Source organism: Mycobacterium sp. IDUB_19, assembly GCF_055419445.1.
Map to the genome: position 1 here is coordinate 48,760 of NZ_JBVAXR010000011.1, position 20,315 is coordinate 69,074.

General features: G+C 60.7%; 17 protein-coding genes. 6 read left to right on the forward strand and 11 right to left on the reverse strand.

What is annotated here, in order from left to right; all coding sequences use genetic code 11:
- Positions 1 to 116: 116 nt before the first annotated feature.
- Entirely contained in the window at positions 117 to 560 is a 444-nt protein-coding gene (locus ACZY0B_RS11550) for a MarR family winged helix-turn-helix transcriptional regulator (protein WP_463764238.1), read from the reverse strand.
- A gap of 76 nt (positions 561 to 636) precedes the next feature.
- On the opposite strand from ACZY0B_RS11550, the gene ACZY0B_RS11555 reads away from it, so the two are divergent.
- A complete protein-coding gene (locus tag ACZY0B_RS11555) occupies positions 637 to 1,344 on the forward strand; it encodes a nitroreductase (protein ID WP_463764239.1) in 708 nt (235 codons plus the stop codon).
- Between the two features lie 192 nt (positions 1,345 to 1,536).
- On the opposite strand, the gene ACZY0B_RS11560 is transcribed toward ACZY0B_RS11555, so the two are convergent.
- The 3 genes from ACZY0B_RS11560 to ACZY0B_RS11570 form a co-directional block, all read right to left on the reverse strand.
- Complete coding sequence (locus tag ACZY0B_RS11560; protein ID WP_463764240.1) at positions 1,537 to 2,067, reverse strand: YbhB/YbcL family Raf kinase inhibitor-like protein; 531 nt, start codon at positions 2,065 to 2,067, stop codon at positions 1,537 to 1,539.
- Positions 2,068 to 2,269: 202 nt separating this feature from the next.
- Positions 2,270 to 2,869, reverse strand: a complete 600-nt coding sequence (locus ACZY0B_RS11565; protein WP_463764241.1) for a cupin domain-containing protein — start codon at positions 2,867 to 2,869, stop codon at positions 2,270 to 2,272.
- Positions 2,870 to 3,585: 716 nt separating this feature from the next.
- Positions 3,586 to 4,023, reverse strand: a complete 438-nt coding sequence (locus ACZY0B_RS11570) for a limonene-1,2-epoxide hydrolase family protein (protein ID WP_463764242.1) — start codon at positions 4,021 to 4,023, stop codon at positions 3,586 to 3,588.
- A 362-nt stretch (positions 4,024 to 4,385) separates the two neighbouring features.
- On the opposite strand from ACZY0B_RS11570, the gene ACZY0B_RS11575 reads away from it, so the two are divergent.
- The 3 genes from ACZY0B_RS11575 to ACZY0B_RS11585 all read left to right on the forward strand — a co-directional run bounded on the left by ACZY0B_RS11575 (position 4,386) and on the right by ACZY0B_RS11585 (position 8,712).
- Entirely contained in the window at positions 4,386 to 5,186 is an 801-nt protein-coding gene (locus ACZY0B_RS11575; RefSeq protein WP_463764243.1) for an enoyl-CoA hydratase/isomerase family protein, read from the forward strand.
- A 20-nt stretch (positions 5,187 to 5,206) separates the two neighbouring features.
- Positions 5,207 to 6,748: an AMP-binding protein gene (locus ACZY0B_RS11580; RefSeq protein WP_463764244.1), complete on the forward strand. Its 1,542-nt coding sequence runs from the start codon at positions 5,207 to 5,209 to the stop codon at positions 6,746 to 6,748.
- A 317-nt stretch (positions 6,749 to 7,065) separates the two neighbouring features.
- On the forward strand, positions 7,066 to 8,712 hold the full coding sequence (locus tag ACZY0B_RS11585) for a flavin-containing monooxygenase (protein WP_463764245.1): 1,647 nt from the start codon (positions 7,066 to 7,068) through the stop codon (positions 8,710 to 8,712).
- Positions 8,713 to 9,181: 469 nt separating this feature from the next.
- On the opposite strand, the gene ACZY0B_RS11590 is transcribed toward ACZY0B_RS11585, so the two are convergent.
- The 6 genes from ACZY0B_RS11590 to ACZY0B_RS11615 form a co-directional block, all read right to left on the reverse strand.
- Positions 9,182 to 9,517: an EthD family reductase gene (locus ACZY0B_RS11590; RefSeq protein WP_463764246.1), complete on the reverse strand. Its 336-nt coding sequence runs from the start codon at positions 9,515 to 9,517 to the stop codon at positions 9,182 to 9,184.
- Positions 9,518 to 9,583: 66 nt separating this feature from the next.
- Entirely contained in the window at positions 9,584 to 10,462 is an 879-nt protein-coding gene (locus ACZY0B_RS11595) for a fumarylacetoacetate hydrolase family protein (protein ID WP_463764247.1), read from the reverse strand.
- A 67-nt stretch (positions 10,463 to 10,529) separates the two neighbouring features.
- On the reverse strand, positions 10,530 to 11,648 hold the full coding sequence (locus ACZY0B_RS11600) for an acetamidase/formamidase family protein (protein WP_463764248.1): 1,119 nt from the start codon (positions 11,646 to 11,648) through the stop codon (positions 10,530 to 10,532).
- 1,182 nt (positions 11,649 to 12,830) lie between these two features.
- The gene (locus ACZY0B_RS11605) at positions 12,831 to 13,595 is read right to left on the reverse strand and encodes an ABC transporter permease (protein WP_463764316.1); all 765 of its coding nucleotides are present in this window, start codon (positions 13,593 to 13,595) and stop codon (positions 12,831 to 12,833) included.
- Positions 13,596 to 13,690: 95 nt separating this feature from the next.
- The gene (locus ACZY0B_RS11610) at positions 13,691 to 14,518 is read right to left on the reverse strand and encodes an ABC transporter permease (protein ID WP_463764249.1); all 828 of its coding nucleotides are present in this window, start codon (positions 14,516 to 14,518) and stop codon (positions 13,691 to 13,693) included.
- A gap of 1,174 nt (positions 14,519 to 15,692) precedes the next feature.
- The gene (locus tag ACZY0B_RS11615) at positions 15,693 to 16,376 is read right to left on the reverse strand and encodes a cysteine hydrolase family protein (RefSeq protein WP_463764250.1); all 684 of its coding nucleotides are present in this window, start codon (positions 16,374 to 16,376) and stop codon (positions 15,693 to 15,695) included.
- Positions 16,377 to 17,055: 679 nt separating this feature from the next.
- Here ACZY0B_RS11615 and ACZY0B_RS11620 point away from each other — a divergent pair.
- Both ACZY0B_RS11620 and ACZY0B_RS11625 read left to right on the forward strand, forming a co-directional pair.
- Entirely contained in the window at positions 17,056 to 17,538 is a 483-nt protein-coding gene (locus tag ACZY0B_RS11620; protein WP_463764251.1) for a cupin domain-containing protein, read from the forward strand.
- 94 nt (positions 17,539 to 17,632) lie between these two features.
- The gene (locus ACZY0B_RS11625) at positions 17,633 to 18,352 is read left to right on the forward strand and encodes an enoyl-CoA hydratase/isomerase family protein (protein ID WP_463764252.1); all 720 of its coding nucleotides are present in this window, start codon (positions 17,633 to 17,635) and stop codon (positions 18,350 to 18,352) included.
- A gap of 750 nt (positions 18,353 to 19,102) precedes the next feature.
- Here the strand turns inward: ACZY0B_RS11625 and ACZY0B_RS11630 are convergent.
- A complete protein-coding gene (locus tag ACZY0B_RS11630; protein ID WP_463764253.1) occupies positions 19,103 to 20,290 on the reverse strand; it encodes an amidohydrolase family protein in 1,188 nt (395 codons plus the stop codon).
- Between the last annotated feature and the right edge of the window lie 25 nt (positions 20,291 to 20,315).

The window sequence follows — 20,315 nt, forward strand, 5'->3', positions numbered from 1 at the left end:
TGATCGGCGTTGAGGCGGCCGATTTGCTCCGAAAGCCCGCGAGGCCGGCCCGCAAAGCCTGATCGCGGTCGCCCCCGATACCGGCATGAACGCCGGATCCGGAACTTCGCAACGCCTCAGCCCTCGCCCGACCGCCCGACGCTATCCAACGCCTCGCGAAGCTCATTCGCTCTCTCGTCGGAAATCTGGCAGACGGTCTTGACTTGGTCCTGCACCGCCCAGACGCTTTCGCGCATGGCGTCACCGGAACGCGTCAGATCCACGAAGACGCGCCGCTCGTCCTTGGCGTCGCGGCGGCGAGTGACGAAGCCGGCCTGTTCCAAACGCTTGACCAGCGGCGTGATCGTTCCGGTGTCCATGCCAAGCTTCGTTCCCAGTTCGCCAACCGAGCGCGGCGCGGAGCCGAGGAGCTCCAGCATCACCAGATACTGGGGGAAGGTGAGCCCAAGCGGCTCGAGAAACGGCTTATGCATTCGAACGAGACGGTTGCCCGCGCCGTAAAGCGCGAAGGAAAGCTGTTTGCTCACTTCGTGCCGGGTCCGGTCGGAAGAGTCTGGCATATGCCCCTCTCTAGCGCACAACTATCTTGTGCGCTAGAATATATTTTCGACGGCTAGAAGCGCCGCAATCCAATCAATGATGAAGCTAAAATCGAAGGCGAGCAACATGCCCGAAGCCCAACTGTTCCATGACGTCGTGCGTGGTCGCAGATCGGCGCGTAGCTTCCTTGCCGATCCGGTGCCCGATGCCTTGCTTCAGGCCGTGGTTGACGATGCGCGATACGCGCCGTCAAACTCTAACGTACAGCCATGGGTGGTCCACATCGCTTCGGGCGCGATCCGCGACAACCTAAGCAAAGCGATGCTCGCGGCGGCGGCAGAGGATCGGTTCACCCCCGATTTCCCCTTCAGCTATGACGATCTTTACGGCGTTTATAGAGAGCGCGCACAGGCCCAGGGCGCCGCCTATTTCCAGGCCGCCGGTATCTCGCGCGATGCTGCAGAGCAACGCCGCTCATCCCTTTTGCGTAACCTGGAATTCTTCGGCGCGCCGCACGTTTGCCTGCTTTTCATGGCGCCGGTGTACGAAACCGTGCGCGTGGCTGGGGACGTCGGAATGTATGGCCAAACCTTCCTGCTCTCGCTAGTGGCGCACGGGCTCGCAGGCGTGCCGCAGACGATGCTCAGCCTTTTTGCGGCCAACGTCCGCGAGGTCCTTGGCGTCGAACCGTCCTTGAAGATGCTGTTCGGCATCTCTTTTGGCTATCCAGAGCCGGGCAACCCGATGAACACATTTCGACTCAACAAAGCGCCAACGGACGAAACCGTGACGTTTCATCGCTGACATCAGCGGCGGGTAGTCGCCGTCAACACAAACGAGATCGCAGCCCCGCATCAGGCCCCCAAATCGGGCATTGCTCCTGGATCATCGCAGGCACGTCGTTGATCGTGGATACGGCGACTACGTCTACGGCGAAAGCTTGTGGCAAAGCGCGTTCACTGGCTAGGCTGTCGGCTCGGCAATGTGCAATCAGAACTATGTCTGTTCGTAGGTACCGTGGATGACTGCACGGGCGATCGCGTTCAGGAACAGGTTGAAACCCAGGTACGCCGGAGTCGCATCCTCGGGCAGCTCCAGCTTTTCCACACCGACCGCGTGTACCGCGATGAAGTACCGATGTGGGCCGTGCCCGGGCGGTGGGGCCGAACCGAGATAGCGACGGACGCCGGCGTCGTTCGCCAGCGTCAGTGCATTGCCAGGCAGTTCGCTACCGTCGCCCACGCCTGCGGGCAGCTCGGTGACCGTCGCCGGAAGGTTGGCAACCGCCCAGTGCCAGAACCCCGATGCGGTTGGCGCGTCGGGGTCATAGACGGTTACCGCGAAGCTGCGGGTCTCCTCGGGATACCCAGACCAGCTCAGCTGCGGTGATTCATCCTCCCCACCGGCACCCAGGATTCCGCTGACCTGTGGCTTGGCCAGCGGCCCGCCGTCGGTGAGCGACTGCGAGGTCAGGGTGAAGGTGGGCAACGCTGGCAGAAAATCGTACGGGTTGTATGGAAAAGCCATGCTCGTCCCTTCAGATTGTGATTGGTGAGCTGTGATGCGGTAGTTCTCGAGTACCTACATGCCGAACGCAGCACGTCGACAAGCAGCCGTTCGTTGACGCTGCGGGGAAGGGCGCCGGCTCCAAATCCATTGGGGCACAGCGGTACAACCCGAAGCAGAGGATCCAGACCGGACAAATCCCTCGCGTTGGTGTGCCCAGCCCTCAGGACGTCGGCAGAACCTGCTCAGCGTCGTCAATCGTGTCAATGAGGACGCTGTTGTATGCCCCGGTTGCGTCGTCCCAGATGAAGACGGTCGATGTGAACCGCGCGGGTGAGGACATCTCTATCGCTATGCAGTCGTCGGACATCGCGCTGGTGCGGTGACGATTCAAGCCGGGCTGGTAGACCGAGTCACCCGCTTGGAGCGTGACCGGCGGTAGGCCCTCGAGCTCGAGCACGAGCGTCCCGCTCACGACGTAGCTGATCTGGAAGTCCACTTCGTGCAGGTGCCAGAAGGTGTGCACCCAGGGTGTACCGGGCCGTCTCCGGAACATCGTCCCCCCGAAACTACCGTCGGTGAGCTTCTCGAGCGGGATCAGCTGGCGCAGGTCTATTCCAGGGAAACCGGGGAGCGATTGGTAGGCCTCTTCGGCGTACTTTTCGACTATCTTGACGTCTGCTATGTCGAACCCGGGGACCGGATGGAAGTTCTCTGGAGTGAGTCGCGACAGCACGTCCGGGGTCGCTATCACCATCTCCGACGTGGGCGGCGGGAGTGGATGATCGACCTCGTGCCCGTTGACCTCAGTCGAAACCGCCACTGACTTCCTCCTTAGCGCAGAAGCAAACTAACCGACCACACGGTATGTTAGTTCGGCTTGCCGCGTCAATGACAGCACCGAACATCAGAACCTCCACCATTGCCGGGGCGCTTCAAAACTACGTAGCCTCACGGATGCGGTTTTCGCAAAGCTCCACGACATTTGGGGGCGACCGGCGTAAAGCGCCACACCACTCGCGTGGGATATGCGCCCGGATTGACAACGGTCCCGTCGTTGAGCAGCCGCAAGAGATAAGGGGTCAGGATTGTGAGAACCGCGGTGCTGAGCTTCCTAGCGGGGATGTCATTGTCGAACGCCATTCCCCATTTCGTCCGAGGCATCACCAACGAGTCGTATCCCTGCGTGATAGGTCGCAGTTCTGTCCCCAACTTCTTCGCTGGTTGGTTGGGCCTCGTACTGACCGCGCTACTGATCGACACGGCACACGTCTCGCGTCGCCCGAGGGCCGCCTGGATGTCGGGCGCGGCTGGCGCCGTGGTGACGGGCCTCTTCCATGCGGGAGGCAACGCCGACCGCTCCACAACGGCGATGGTGAGCTGGGGGAAGAGAAAGTAAGTGATCGTGGGCGATCCGCGGTGCCAGCTGCCGTAGCGATGGCATGCCTTTCGAAGGCCCCAAGCTCGCGGTGCGATTCCTATAGGGTCGCGTCGGTGTAAGCGGGACTTTCGCCGCGAGGAAGTCGCTCCGGCAGCGTCTCAGAACGTGGGTCGGAGCGCAGGAACGGCCAGACCCGCGACTCCGCGCACAATGGCCTTGGCGGTGTCGAAGAGATCGAAATAGTCGCGCCACAGCGTAATACGGCCGTTATGAACTTCGAATACGCCGCAAATCCACATGTGCAGCCGGAAGCGCCCCAGGACAACGGCGTCGGTTCGCTCGGTAAGTACTGATTCCCCGTTCACTGCGATGCGGTGAACCTTCACCTCGAAGCCAACCCGGCCACGCGCGCTGCGAAACACCTTCACGGTACGCGACCGCCCACGGATTGTAGGGAATCCGACGTTCTCGTACACCAGATTCTCGTCGAGGAGGGCTTCCATGGTGTCCAGATCCTCGTCTTGCAACGCCGACAACAACCTCTCGACGATGGCCGCATTGTCGACGGTGGGCCTCAAGTTAGCGTGCTCGCTCACGCCGACAAGCGTAGTCCCGCCTGTTTGTATCTGCTACGCACAACCAGATTGCTGATATCACAACGCGGTTGGCTCTCGCGATTGCCGACTCACAGACATACGGCCGCTCCTAGATTTACCTGCGGGGGCACCGCTGCGGGGTTCAGCGCGCCCTCTGTCGGCCGCTGCGGCAGGGTCCGCACCGATCGAATCGGTGCGCTAGTGGGATCGCGGTCGTGGTGCCGCTCGCCGGCTCCCGGGGGGGTAGAAACTCTACCGATTCTGCGGGTTGGGTCCATGGCTCGCCTGCGATATTTTTTCCTACCTAGAGCGGCGAGGCAAGCAGCAGGGACGCCGTACCTGACGACTGCGGAGGCCGCCAAATGACCCAAGACTCTGCCACCGAGGACGATGCCCGCAGCGACGTCAGGCTCGTCGTCGATGACGGCATCGCAACAATCAGCCTGAACCGGCCGGAGTCATTGAATGCCATCACCCCACGACTGCTGGAACAGTTGGCCACCGTGCTGAGTGCCACGGCAAAAAACCCTCTGGTCCGGGTGGCGGTTCTTCGGGGCGAAGGCACCTCGTTCTGCGCTGGCTTCGACCTCAAGGTCGACCAGTCGACTTCGTCGCCGGTCGAGCTGCGCGCCAAAGTGGAGAAATTTCACGATTTGACCCGCGCGGTCCGCCGCGCGAGCTTTCCGATCATCGCAAGTGTTCGCGGCTACGCAGTGGGAGCCGGCTGCGAATTAGCCCTGTGCAGCGACCTCATCGTGGCATCCGCTGACGCACAATTCGGCTTCCCCGAGGTCGACGTGAACTTGTCAGTAACAGGCGGCATCTCCTACCTACTGCCGTTGACCGTCGGCCTGCCGCGGGCCAAAGAACTCATCTTGCTCGGTGACAGGTTCTCGGCGGCGACCGCCCGCGAGTACGGCCTGATCAATACCGTCGTCGATCCCGATGACCTCGCCGGTGCCACCGCTGCGTTGGCGGGGCGGCTACGAGACAAGCCGCCGTTGGCGCTCGCCGTGGCCAAAGCCGCCCTGGACGCCGGCGCGCCCGGGAGCATCGATGATGCCTACGCGATCGAAACGGGTTACGCGATGGTCACCCTCGAATCCGCCGAAGCGCGCCACAGCAGAATCGCCTTCGCCGGCGGTGGCCAGATGGACGGATGACCGCCCACACACTCGGGCAGTTGGTCGCCGACGCCGCGCGGCGCTGGCCCAACAAGGTGGCATTATGCTTTCCGGGCCATCGCTCGCTGACGTTCCGTCAACTCGACGAGCAAACGGAGTCAACGGCGAAACTCCTGCATCACAGCGGAGTTCGCCACGGCGATAAAGTTGGCGTGCTCCTGACCAACCGACCTGAATTCGCTCTGAGTTGGCTGGCATTGGCGCGTATCGGTGCGTGCATGGTGCCGGTGAACACGCGGTTCACTAGTGCCGAGGCCATGTACGTCCTGACGCACTCGCAGGCATCGTTACTCATCACGGAGCGCCAGTTCGCGGAGCTGTCCGTCGGGATCGGCGAACGGATGCCCGTGTTGGACTGGGACAACGCTACATTCGATGATGCCGATGATCATCCCTTTGAGTTCTGGGAGGAACCTTCGGCAGGCGAGGCCATCAACATCCAGTACACCTCCGGGACCACGGCCAATCCCAAGGGCTGCCTGCTGACCCACGATTACTGGATGGGCATCGCTGAGGAGATGACGCGAGCCGATCCCGACGGCAATGATGTGCTGTCGGTGCGACATAGCGACCGGCTGCTGACCGCCCAACCGATGTACTACATGGATCCCCAGTGGCAGATCGCCAGCATCCTGCGCGCTGGAGCCACGTTGACCATCGTCGACGGATTTCACCCGTCGACGTTCTGGGATGACATCCGAAACCACGACATTACGCTCTTCTACTGTCTCGGCGCGATGCCAACGCTGCTGCTGAAGATGCCGCCGTCCGTGCTGGACACCAAGCACAAGGTGCGCGCGGTACTGTGTTCCGCCATACCTCGAGCACTGCATTCTGACCTCGAGAAGCGTTGGGGGGCAACATGGTTCGAGATCTACGGGATGACCGAGTCGGGTGTCAATATTCGTGTGCGCGCCGCTCAGCACGATCAGGCAGTCGGGACCGGCTGCTTGGGATTGCCGGTAGTTGGTTGCCAAGCCGTGGTTGTCGATCCTAGGGGACGCGCGGTTCCCTCTGACGCGATCGGTGAGCTGCTGTTGCGCGGGCGATCGTTAATGCTGGGGTACTACCGCGATCCCGAGGCCACCGACCGCGTGCTCGGGGAGGATGGATGGCTGCACACCGGCGATCTCGCACGGATGGACACCGCTGGCAACGTCTATTTTGAGGCCCGGGCCAAACAGATGATTCGGCGCGCCGGCGAGAACATTTCCGCGTCCCAGGTCGAGGAGACCATGGAGCTCAATCCTGTTGTGGCCCAGGCTGCGTGCGTTCCCGCTCCAGATCCGTTGCGCGGTGAGGAAGTGATGATCTTCGTTAGACCAACGACGCGCAAGGACCCGGTGTCAGTCGAGGACCTCGTGCAGTTCGCCACGAAACGTCTGGCGCCGTTCAAAGTACCCCGCTACTGGCTAATCGTCGATTCCTTTCCGACAACGCCGTCGGAACGTGTGGCGAAAAAGGAACTCGTTCAATCGACCTTTCACTGTGGCCGGGTCTATGACCGGACGGTCACAGGCTGGGTTCCCAATCCGTTGTAAATAACCCAGCGACGACGCGGCTACCCTAAGACGGCAATCGCCATGATGCTTTGGTCGATCCGCCACGACACCGTGTCACCGGGGCCGCCTTAGCCGCAGCTGGACCTAGACACAATGGTCCTGCGAGGTCACCCGGGACAAGCGACTAGCTCAGACGAAAGGCGCACTGGCCCAGAGCGATTTACCGCACGCGGTGCGCAGCCTGTTACAAACACAAACATAAACACAAGCGGGCGGGATCCTTTGATCGTCTTACGATGGCACGAAGAACAATTTGCATGACCTCGTGCTGACGGGCTGGAGGAAGGCCGGACATCGTGGATGGCTCCGCTAAGAACCAAGCTCGGCAGCTGGATGCGCTGGTCATCGGTGCGGGATTCGCCGGAATCTATATGCTGCACAAGCTCCTTCACGATCTGGGATTCGACGCGATCGCGATCGACAAAGCTGGGGGCGTGGGCGGAACGTGGTATTGGAACAAATATCCAGGAGCTACTTCGGACTCCGAGGGCTTTGTCTACCAATACTCATTCGACCGCGATCTCTACGCACAGAATTCCTGGACGACTAGATTTGTGCGTCAGCCCGAGATCTTGACCTACCTCAATGGCGTCGTCGACCGGTACGGCCTGCGAGACCATATAGTCCTTGGGACTGCCATGACCGCAGCAGAATTCGATGAGACGTCGGGGACATGGACGGTCACAACCGATCGATCCACTACGTATCGGTGCCGCTATCTGATCACCGCGCTCGGAACGCTATCGGCAACCAATCTGCCCAAGTTCCCCGGTATCGACTCCTTCGCCGGCAAGTTGACCCACACCGCCTCTTGGCCCGACGATTTGGACCTGACTGGTAAGCGAGTCGGCGTGGTCGGGAACGGATCCACAGGCAGCCAATTCATCACTGCCGCCGCGCCGGTCGCCGCACAGCTGACATCTTTCCAGCGCACACCCCAGTACAGCGTGCCGGCAGGCAACCGCACACTTACCCCTGAGGAGCAACGCGCGCACCGCGATGACTTCGAAGCAACGTGGCACGAGGTACGCAATTCCGACTTGGCCGCGGGAATCCATGAGAGCTCCCGCGAGACCTTCAGCGTGTCAGCGGCCGAACGGGAACGCATCTTCCAAGACGCGTGGAACAAGGGCGGCGGATTCCGCTTCATGTTCGAAACTTTCGGCGACATCGCGATCGACGCGGCCGCCAACGACGAGGCAGCTCGCTTCATCCGACGCAAGATCGCCGAGATCGTCAAGGATCCCGAAACCCGCCGCAAGCTCACTCCCACCGGCCTCTACGCGCGCCGACCGCTGTGCGACTCTGGCTACTACGAGACCTTCAATAGGAGCAATGTCAACCTCGTCAGTCTCGCCGAGACTCCGATAAGACAAGTCAAGCCAAATGGCGTCGAGACGGCCGACGGTGTCCTTCACGAACTCGACGTTCTGGTCTTTGCCACCGGATTTGAGGCCGTGGACGGCAACTACGTGCGCACCGACATCCGCGGGCGCGGCGGCCGAAGTCTCATCCAGCACTGGCTTCATGGAGCAACAAGCTACCTAGGCGTGGCCACCACGGGCTTTCCCAACATGTTCATGATTCTGGGCCCCAACGGGCCGTTTACCAACGTACCGCCGGCAATTGAAATGCAGGTCGAGTGGATCGCCGAGTTGATCTTCGATGTCGAAGCCGCCGAACGGCGTTGGATCGACGTCAAACCTGACGTCGAAAGTGCGTGGACACGCACCTGCAACGAAATCGCCTCGAAGACCCTGTTCGCGAAGGCGCCGTCGTCTTGGGTGTTTGGCGCGAACATCCCTGGTAAGAAACCCTCCACGCTGTTCTATCTCGGCGGTTTCAAGGAGTACCGGAGGATCGCCGAAGACGAGGCGGCCGAAGGCTATCCGGCCTTTGTCAGAGCCGACCTTGTCTCTGCGACGCCCCCGAATCACCCCTGACATTCTGTCAGGATTCGATATCTTACCTCGGATCGACAGCTCGCAGCCTCGTTCGGCACCGTGACCACGGCTGCGGCAGCAACTGAGGACCGACCGCTGAAACACCGGACCGCAGAGGGGGGCGATGAGCCGACTCCGCTGCGGCACCCCAAGTCGGTCAGGCGTGCTCGGTCCGATCGTGATCGATTACCACGATTGCAGAGCATCGCATGCGAGATGGTCACCGACCCGACCGAGCACATACACCACCGCTGTCAAACGCCACGATGATGGCGACGTCGGCGCCGAGCGGATCGTCGCGCACCTCGGCTCCGTCGGTACACCAGCCAGCCGCGGTGTCGAAAAACTTTGTCGAATATTGCGATTCCAACTCCGCGCCGCTCAAGGACCGCAGCATCTGATCCGCGTCTGGTAAGCGAGTATCGGCAGCACCTCGATCACCAGACGCGGCTCACCGTGCACCTTATGGCTAATCCGTCGCGACGGGGACAGGGACGTCGATTGACTCAAAGACGACGAGCTGAATGTTGCCTGGCTCGGAAAACTTGGGCAGGTCGGCGACCGCCGTCAACCCCGCCGGACTCGCGAGCGCTTTTTCTACCGTATCGACGTCGGCGAAGTACAAGGTGGCAACGAGGTGGATGTCGGATTCGTCCGTACCGGTCGTCACTGGCCCCTTACTGACCTCATATTTCTGCAGCCCGGGCAGCTTGAGGGCCAGCGGCACGTGGATATCGAAGTAGTGCTTGTCGTAGGCAGCCGGGTCGGCCGGCTTTTTGTGGATGGCGATGAGACGAGCGCTCATTGGGTTTCCTCTCCGAATTATCTTGGTGTTGCTATCTGTTGGCGTTGCTTGATCTGTTGGCGTTGCCTACCCGTTGATCGGGATGGGCCCATGCTGGTCGGCGATGACGGGATTACGCAGGCGCCCAATCGATTCGATCTCGACTTCGCAGATATCACCCTCCTGCATGTACAACGGCGGAGTCCGGCTCATCCCCACGCCGGCTGGTGTTCCGGTGACGATGATGTCCCCGGCTTGTAGGGTCATGGCCATCGACAGCGAGCTGATGAGTTCTGCAACGTCGAAGATCATGTCCGCAGTCGAAGCGCTTTGCACGACTTGACCGTTCAGGCGGGTGACGATTTGTAGACCCGTCCCGCCAGGCGGTAGTTCGTCGGGGGTGACCAGCCAGGGACCGAAGGCTCCGGTTCCGTCGAAGTTCTTTCCCACGGTCCATTGCGTGGTGCTGAGTTGGACGTCGCGGACTGACCCGTCGTTGAATACCGAGTAGGCGCCAACGTGGGCCAACGCTTGGTCACGTGAAATGTGACGCCCGGATTTACCGATCACAACCGCCATCTCGCCCTCGAAGTCGAATTGATCGGAGATCGTTGGCTTGACAAGGGCATCGTTATGGCCGATCAATCCAGATGCAAACCGGGCGAATATCGTCGGGTGCTCTGGCGCGGCGAAACCTGTCTCATCAGCGTGTTCGCGATAATTCAATCCGACACACAAGATTTTCGACGGACGTGACAACGGAGCAAGGTAGACGACTTCATCCTCGGAGATCGGCGTGCCCGAGGCGAGGCAGCGCTTGTGCACGTCGTTGAGCGCACCGATGTCGCCGGCAATGATCCGATCCAGGTCATGCAGTGACGGGTCCCCAAAAATTGCGCGCAAAGTGCCCTGGGTCGACGTAGCGACGCCGAGTTGGTCGTCTCGCTGAATCTTGGCGAAGCGCAACGGATTACTCCTTGTTTTCGATGTCGGTCAGTTAGTTGCTGTGGCGTGGCGATGCTCGTCCGTACGGCTATTGTGTGAATATGCTTCGTGCGATGCTCATCGTCACTTGGGCGTGGGGAACGTTGACGATCGAACTGATGGACAGGCTTCCGGCGATGCTTGCGACCGCGTAGGCCTGATCGGGGGTCAATCCGTAGTCGAAGACGATCGCGTCGACCATCATCATCAGCGCGTTGCGCGCCGCGAGGCTGGCGTCGAGGAACGATACGGAGTCATCGTCGGCTACCGAGAGTGCGGTGATAGCGAAGATCTCTCCGGCAGGCGCCAAACGCTTGTCAGCTGGCACGGTGAAGGACGGGTTGGTCTGGCCGCGACGTCTCGCCTCCCCTTTCAGTATGGTGAATCGGGCTGTGAACGTGGTGCTCGTCTCGATCGCGGTGCCACATGTCTCGCCGTCGCCCTGCGCGAAATGACCGTCGCCAGCCGAGAATAGGGCGCCGGGGACATCAACGGGAAAATAGACTGAGGTCCCTTCCACCAATTGCCGGATGTCCATATTGCCGCCGACTTCATGTGCGGCGGTTGTTCTCCACGCCTCTTCGAAGATCGCTGGATCAGCGGGCAGCGCGCCTGCGGCCATCGGTTGCATGACCAGCGCACCCGTATCGGCGAGTGCACGCTCGCGCTTATTGACACGGCGCAACCGCTCGAGTGACGGCGCGACCCCCATCGTGCCCATAAACGCAGCGGACGGTATGCGTACACCCTGGATCTGGTCGCTGGTTGCGAACCCGTCAGCCAAATCCCAGAAGGTCAATACCGGGCCGGCGAAGATGTCGGGGATAAATCCGCGGCCCGGCAAGGTGGCGGTAAACCCTTCGTCGCTCGTGACGATTGTTAGGACGTCCACTCGCAGAAGATCTCCGGGCTCGGCGCCCTCGACATAGACCGGGCCGGTAAGCGCATGCACGCGGCCGAACTCCACGTTCGTGAGATCGGCCTGGTCGATCAGGGATTTGCGTATCTGCCCGTCAGCCGCGTCACGAGTCTCCATCTCGACGGTATCCCCGGACGCGATGCGTATCGCCGGCGGAATGGCCGGATGCCATCTGTTGTGTTTGTTTCCCAGCGCCGATGAACCATCGCTGCGCCCAGCATCGGCCAGGTCAATGTAGTGATGAGCCACGGATGGTCCTCACCACAACACGTGCACTGATGGAGCGAAAGCGGTGATTAGCAAGACATCTCGCTCCAATATTGGTCGTACGGGTGCACGGCTCGCGCCTTCGAGTAATCGGGCACAATCGAGTCACTGATCGCTCGACTCCCCTCAAGGGCCGCGACTTCAGGGTTAAGGTCTCCTCGCCTGCCCTGCGAGGACCGACCTGCGACGCCGTTCCCCTGAGATTGGGGCCAAAGGCTTATCGTCGTAGCGAATGTCGTCCTGGTGGGCGGGTCCGTCATATGACCCGACGCTTCCGGCGCTGAGAACGCGCCACTGAAACATGTTGGGAAGCAATATATTTGGTTGCGACAGATCTCGATCGGGCCGAGCCGTTCGACGGCGTCGCGTTAGGCCAGCCCGGCGAGGGTGTGATCGAACCGTTCCGTATTGAGCACTCAACGGCCGGGTTAGCGCGGCCGCGCTTTAAGCGCGCTCGCGCGTGATGAGGAGCGCGAGGCCCGCGGCAAACGCCTGCTGCACCACTAGCCACGCAGCCACCTGGCGCCGTTTCCGGCCGCTGCACGGCATTGCCGGCGATTTGGGCGGCCGGGGCATAGTGAAGCTGCGCGTGACCTGCTCCGCCCAGGCCGAGCTTGCCGAACCCGACCGCGAGGCGTTCGAACGCTGAGCGTGGGCGCGCGGGTTCTACGTCGCCCAAATCGCCGAGGGTAAAGCGCGCCGCAGCGCGAGGCGGGTACTGGCCAACCACTGGCACGACCTGTTGTGCCACAACATTATCGGCGATGTCCAGTGCGACGGGAGAACCCACATCCACCACCGGCGCGAGAGGCGGCCGGCCGGGCGACGCGCACGGAGGCTGTCTCATGTGCGTCCTTCCTGTCGCTTTGTCGCACGGTCGTTGGCCTCATATTTGATTTGGCCCCCCAGACGATAGGAGAGCTCGTTATCGTTAGGCTCCGTACCAGTACGGAAATGCGCACGGCACGAGCTCGGGATGTCGCTCGCCGAGCGGGGCTGTGGAGCTGGCAGGTTTGTACAGGGAACCACCCGGTCAGCGTCGCGAAGTGCCTGGCGAGACAGCTCCTTTGGCTGTTCGGCTTCCAATGACTGCTCGGACGCTGATTGGTGCCGGGTCGAATGTTTTCGCTGCCGGCGGCCAGATTGATGCGGCTGGTCGCGAAGCTACCCTTTGAACACGAAGTCGGGATGCACACCCCATAGCGTCACGGTCATTACGAAATCCAGAACCATGATTGTGACCAGGCTTGCGCGCACAGCACGGCCGGACGCATGGCCAACTCCGACGGGACCACCGGAGGCAAAGTAGCCGTATCTGCAATGGATCAGCGTCACCGCCACACAAAAGACAATGGCTTTAACCAAGGAATAGCTGAGATCCGTTGGCGTCAGGAATTCAACGAAATAATGATTGTACGTGCCACCGGGCTGGTTATGAAATACTCGAATTATTGTGTCCATTACGAAGAAACTCGTAACCAACGTCAGCAGGTATCCTGGGATCACAACCACCATTGCGCCGACCAGACGAGTACCGATTACGAACGGTATCGGCCTCAGCCCCATTGCGTCGATGGCGTCAATCTCGTCAGAGATGCGCATGGCGCCAATTTCGGCGGTCATTCGGCACCCTGCCTGGGCGGTGAACGCGATACCTGCCACCAGCGGCCCAATTTCGCGAACAGTGCCCACGCCGGCAACGATCCCCGATAGCGCGCCGAAGCCGATGATGTTCAAGCTGGCGAACGCCTCAACCGCCACCGAGCCGCCGACGGCGATCCCGAGGATGATCAGAACGCTAATGGTGCCGCCGTCGACGATGATCGATCCCCGACCCCACGCGAGATTGTTCATCGCAAACAGCGTTTGTCGGCGGTATCGACGGATTGTCAACGGCACGAACCAGAATGCCTGAGCGATGAACAGCACCCACTCCCCGGCTGTCCTCAGCGGTCTGCGGATTGGCTGCAGCGTCAGCAATTGGGTGGGGAAAAACTTCGAAGGTTGCGCCACCTCTTCCACCCCTATGCCACCGCCGTTGGAAAGAACATCACCTGTAGTTGCGTAATCGCAAGATTAGCGAAGACGATGCATACGACACTAAGCACTACCGATGAGTTCACGGCATCAGCGACACCCCGCGGGCCACCCTTTGCCTCCATTCCGCGCAGTGATGAAACGATCACCACAATCGCGGCGAAGACGACTGACTTGCCGAGGGCAAACCATATATCTGTCATTTTCGCGAATGTCCCGAATGACATCCAGAAACTTCCAGGTGCGACGTCGTTGACGGTAACTGCGAATAGGAATGCGGCCGCCGTGCCCGACACGAGGATGAATGTGCACAATATCGGTGCTATCGAAATCAATGCCAAAAAACGTGGCACCACCAATCGGCGGACGGGGTCAATACCCAACACGCGCATCGCGTCGAGTTCTTCACGGATAGCCCGCGCACCGAAGTCCGAAGCGATCGTCGACGCCGCCGCGCCACCCATTAGTAAACCCGCCGTGATGGGAGCGCCCTGGCGAACGACGCCAGCACCACTTGCCGCGCCAATCAGCGAGGTCGCGCCGATTTGATTGATGAGTCCCGAGGACACAACAGTTACCATCGCACCGAAAGGGATCGCCATGAGAATTGCTGGTATCGCCGCGATTTTGAGCAACGTCCATGCTTGGACTAAATACTCGCCCACCGGCAATCTCAAGAAGATGACGTCGGTGACCGCGTACCGCAGTACGTCAGCGGTGAGCTGTACACCGCGACCGGTGGTGCTCGCGGAGCGGACCGGAATCGCGGCGGTCCGTGACGCCGCCCGACAGGCTAGAGTCCGCGCTTGCTGCAAGCCGTGGTTACCGGCGCGTCCGATTCGCAGCAGCGGGCGGGCTTTCTGGTCGGCGACCGGGTTGTCCAGGGTTGCGACGCCCGTGTGGGCGCTGTCGGCGCGAGGGGTCGTTATCTGGTTGTTCTCGCCGGGCTGAGGCGTCGGCTGATCGGTGAAACGGGCGGTCACGCGATTCCAAAAGGCAGGGCTACGGCGGCATAAGCGAGCGGTTCGACCACTGCGTCACCTGCGGCTGTGTGGTGACTCATGCTGGTATGAGAGAAATGCTGTTCAGCGAAGCACATCCGGACCGGTCTCGTAGCGCGCGCCAGCCGAGGGCGCAGTAGGGCCCCGCCGCATCTGGCTTGCATTAACTGTGCTTCACGCATCACTTCTCCTCGCGCACCGGTCTCATCTGCAGTCAACCACCATCCAAGGGCGGTTATGGGCCATCGCGCATGCGCTGGGGCATTCAAAAAGTTCAGATAGTGCGACACGTCAACTCGAGCCGATTTCCGTCTGCAGGTACACGACCGGTATCTGGCCGCCTGGACTAGCTACCGTTGCACCGCTGACTTCATCCGAGCCAGTTTGATGACGAGCTTCAGCCACTGCTGCCTGCTCCTCTCCAACTAGCCACGTGAACTCGTTATTTCGCTGATTACCATGCCTACACCCATATGAGCTTCGTCACCTGGTAGTACTACTACTCTTGTGCTGCGGCGAATTTCACGAACAGCGGAGGAATTTGCTGCTGCCGGCAATAACCGCCGCTGGCCGCTGTCCAGCTAGCTCCAGATATTCCATCAAATCCCGACCGGGCGGTCGCGAGGTGCAGACCGGACGGATGATCTCCGGCCATCCAGCCCGGCGCCAGGAAGTAGGAACACCGCCGCATTGGTCACTACGCACCGCCGTCGGCGGCCCCCAAGGGACTGCCGTCCCGCCAACTTGTCGACGAGGGTGGCGGGCGACAGCCAACACCTCGGTGTGAGTGGATGGCTGATCGTCGTGTCACACGTGGGGCCGGCAGATGGACATGCCAGATAGGTTTAGAAACAACAGGATCCGTTGCCGCCGTCGCTGAGCCTCAGCGAGGACTCGCTGAACGGAATCCGTCGAGGTACAAACAGCACGATTTAGCCGTCAAACCGATCCGTGGCCGTGTCCCTCAGTCGTGACGAGCCCACTGTGGTCACGGCGGCGTGCTGTCCACGTGGCTGCTGGTTTCTCGAGTGTCTCGTGCGGCAACACTTTCGGCGAGCCGGCTGTACAGTTTTGCGACGGTGGTGATTTCCGCCTGGCGGGGAAAGATCTGCGACACGAGCAGGTTGTGAGCGCTGATGTCCGGATCGGCCGTGCAATCCGACAAGACGATCAGTCGATAATCCCTGTCGGCCGCATCGCGGATGGTAGACAGCACGGCACCGCTGGTATCCACCCCTGAAAGAATGAGCGTGGTGACTCCAAGATTCGTCAGCTGCTCATCGAGATCCGTTGTGGAAAAAGCGCCAAGGCGCGTCGGTTGGATAATCATGTCGTCCGGCTGAACTCCGAGCGCGGGATGAATGTCGGCGTCGCGCGTGCCGTCGTGGAAGCGACGCTCGAACGCCAGCGCAGAGAATTCTTTGTTGGTGGAAGGTACGAATCGGTAATCAAGATCGTGGGAAGCGATCCGCCCAAACCCCACATAGCCTCCGTGTCGGCGGACAATGTCGATGGCCGCGTTGGTCTTCATAATCAGCGCGTGGGCGTCCGCGATTTCACCGAGACCACTTGGCTGGCAACCCAACACCAGTAGCGCACATGCCTTCGGGTCGAGGTCGTCTGACTCAGTGGGTCTACCGGTGCGGACAGGGCCGCGCACCGTCGGAGTCACACCTGCACCTACCCACTGTCCATTCAGCAGCCGCGTGACCTGCTCCCGGATACTTGACACTTGCTGTCTCCAGCGCCGCAGTAGAAAGCCGTTACCCACTGGAGATTCCTTCCGCAACCAAACAGGTCAACAAATCCGTCACCCTGTATGCAATTTGATTGCGCGATACATGATGCTGTCAAGGCTGGCCGGGCCCTAGAGGTAGTAGTCACGGCACTATCACAATCGGAATCATGTTAGCCCTGATCCCCGCGTGCCTCGCGCGTTGAGCTGTCCCGTGAAAGTCCACCCGCTCTCGCTGTGGCGATCTGCTGCATCGAGTCGTCGGCGCGATCGGACTGCCTCCACGAAACCCGCACTTATACAAGGCCAACCGAGTATTCCCGCTCGGGCACGGCGTCGTCGTCAACGGCACGGACTGCAGGCTGCAGCTTCGCTGCCCTCGGCCGGAGCGACGCTCTTATCTGTCGCGTCGCATCACTCGGCCGTATCTCGATGCGCAGCGGTAGGCGGAGACGGGGTTCATATGATCACCTGTGTCAATCGCGGGCGAAAACTGGTGCCGATTTTCGACATTTGAAAATCTGCCCCTAGTGTGGGTGCGAGCTGAGTGGGTTAATCTCCTCATGTTCTCCGCCCCTGATCGTCGTTTCGACCTGACTGCAGGAGGGGAGATTTCTTGATCCGCTATTTCCAGATCCATGAACCTGGGTTCTGGGAAGCTATCACTCCCCTACCACTGCGTTGGACTATCGACGCTGCTCGGCTGATGAATTACGACCTGGGAACCATCGTGTTGTCGGACAATCCACTTGATGCTGATGCGCCGGTCACGATGTTGTTGAGTATCCCGCCAGGCGAAGTGCTTCCTCGACATGCCCATCCGAGCCACCGTGTCGAAATTATCGTGCGCGGTTCGATCAACCTCGATGACGGACGTGTCCTACAGGCGGGCGACGTCGTGATGTCGTCGCCGGGTGAGTTCTACGGACCGCATGTCGCAGGCCCCGAGGGCGTCCTGTCGGTGGCGGTCTTTTCGAAGATGACGGGAATGCAACCGATCTACGATTCTCGTGATACTCCCGAGCGCGCCGACAAGCTGCGGCAAGTCGATGAAGTCATCGAGAACCGCCTCGGCACCCAGGAACAGGAACAAGAGTGAGTGCTGCCGACGTCGAGATGGTCGTGATTCAGTCTCTCATTCGTTCGGAGGATAGACTGGCTTGCCCGATCTCCTTGTAACAGACGATCGTGGCGTGCGAACGCTGACCCTGAATCGGCCCAGCTCACTCAACGCCATGACAACCGAGCTCTTCGACAACCTCAGATCCGGGATCGCATCCGCATCGGTCGACCCCTCAGTCAAATGTCTTGTGCTTACGGGTGCGGGAACAGCGTTCTGCGCAGGAGTGGATCTATACGACTTTAATTCGGACCATCACCTTCATGACCGCGAAACTCGCGGGCCTGTCCCGTGTATCGAGGAGCTTGAGAGGTTCCGCAAGCCGCTCATCGCGGCCGTGAACGGTGTCGCTGTCGGGTTCGGTACCACGGCGTTGCTGCATTGCGACGTCGTTATCGCCTCGGCGGAAGCCCGATTCCGACTTCCCTTTGTCCAGCTCGGCCTCGCCCCTGAAGCCGGATCCAGCTATTTGCTTCCATCCCGGATAGGAGCTCAAGAAGCCGCTCACCTTCTGTTCACCGGATCATGGCTGGACGCTCCTCGTGCGAAGACCGTCGGCCTGGTCTGGCAAGTTGTTGATGCGGACGAGTTGTCGGCGTTCACAGCCGATCTCGCCAGCCAGATCGCTTCAGCACCACTTGAGGCGCTCGTAGCGACGAAGAAGGCTCTCCTCAACTCTCGCCTAGAAGCATCTCGTGCAGCGAGGTTCCATGAACTTGAGGTTTATACGCGTTTGTTGCAGGGTGAGGCTTACCTAGAAGCAGTCGAGCGCTTCCGATCGAGAATCCGTTGATCAAAGACGTCTAACCCAGATATGCCAAGAACTCGCCCCGACAGACCTGAGGGCGTCTGCGCGGTCGCGAGCATCTCAACGCATCGGCAACATCGGCGCGGCGATCTTCGAACTCAGTGGCCACATTGAACTGGCCCGCAGTGAGCGCCGCTGACGCCTACTGGCGGAGTCTTTCGCCGTCCAGTCGCGAAATATGCTGTGCCTCCGGCCATCGGATCCTGGGAGCCACGATCATCGCTCTGCTCCGGCCGCCAGCTGTCTCATCGCACCAACAATCAACCCGTCGTAGAGGTGATTCACCAGTTCGTCCGCTTTCGTGATCCCCGGTGTCGGCCACCCACCGACAGAAGGGATCTGGTCGACGTCGGGTCTTTTCGTGACGTACTCGAGGCAATGCGGACGCGACAGGGCCTCAATGCCGCAGTCAACCTCGCATCCACCGAAGAGACGACTCGAAATAAGGCCGCTCCCTGGGGCTAAGCCCGCCCAAACACCAGCAGTTAACCGCGCTGGGTCAAACGCGACGGGCACACACCTCCTTGCCGTCAGGGCGATGCGGGTGCCCTCTGCTGTCGGCGCTATTGCTATGACGCAGGAGGGACCGTGCTCCAACGCCTTCGCAGCCACAGGGACTCAGGTCGGTCGAGCTCATCAGACCCATCATCACTTGTTGCGGTGGCGGTGGGCTATACACGTCCGTGCACCCAAGGCGCCGACCTTGAGACCGGCATCCGACGCGGACACGACCGCTTAAAGTCGGAAGAGGCGTGCAGCGTTGCCCCGAATCACTTTCTCGATGTTCTCCGTCGATAGGCCCGCGGCATCGGTCTGTTCCCGGGCCACTTTCTGGCAGTCGGGCCACGTCGAGTCAGAGTGCGGGTAATCGGTCTCAAACAGCACGTTGTCGTAGCCGATGTCGGCGAGATTCTTGAGCCCGAAGATGTCGCTGAAGAACGTCGCGAACATGTTCGATTTAAAGTAATGACTTGGCGGGTTAGGCATTTGGTCGCGGATACCGGCCCAACCCGTGTGGATTTCCCAGACCTCGTCGAGGCGCTGCAGGTAGTACGGAATCCAACCGATCTGGCATTCCGCAAGCAGCACTTTGAGTTTGGGATATTTGATGAACAGAGCCGAGCACAGCCAATCGACAAGCGCCGTCGAGCAGTTGTTAACGAGCAGAATGTTCGCTTCTGCCGGCGGCGCATCAGGCGACGGCAGTGGGATACGCGAACTGGAACCGACGTGAATCGAAAGAACTGTCCCGGTTTCCTCACATGCTTGGAAGAACGGATCCCAGTAACCGGCGTGCAGCGAGGGCAGACCAAGATGAGCAGGTGCTTCGGAGAAGCAGACGGCCTTCATACCGCGAGCTGCTGTTCGACGCACTTCATCTGCGGCGAGGTGGGCATCCCACAGTGGGATGATGCCGCAGGCGATCAGGCGTTTGCGATCAGCGGCACACCATTCATCGATGATGTAGTCGTTGTAGGCCTTGACGCAGAGCAAGGCCAATTCCTTGTCCTTGGCTTCGAGGAACCCTTGGCCGGCGAACCGTACCGGCGCCAGGTTCGGGAAGCACAGTGATCCCTCGACCCCCGCGATATCCATGTCGGCGAGCCTCGCTGTGGGATCACAACATCCGGGACGAACATCGTCGTAGGTGACCATCCGGAGCTCGATGTCGTCATGCGAAAATCCAACGGCGGCCGCGACCATCAGCAGTGGGTGCTGGCCCTCCTCGTAACACCACACATCTGCCCATTGACCGTCTTCGGAGTCGACGGCCTCCTGCTTGATGGCCAGCTTCGGGGGAGCCACCTTCTTACGAACCACGTGCGGTGCGCGGTCGCGGAACTTCTCCGGAAGTCGTGACGTCCACAGGTTCGGTGGCTCCAAGATGTGGTCGTCAGCGGAGATGATGGTGGGAAAGCTCATGCGTCGTCCTTTCTCGTATTGGTCC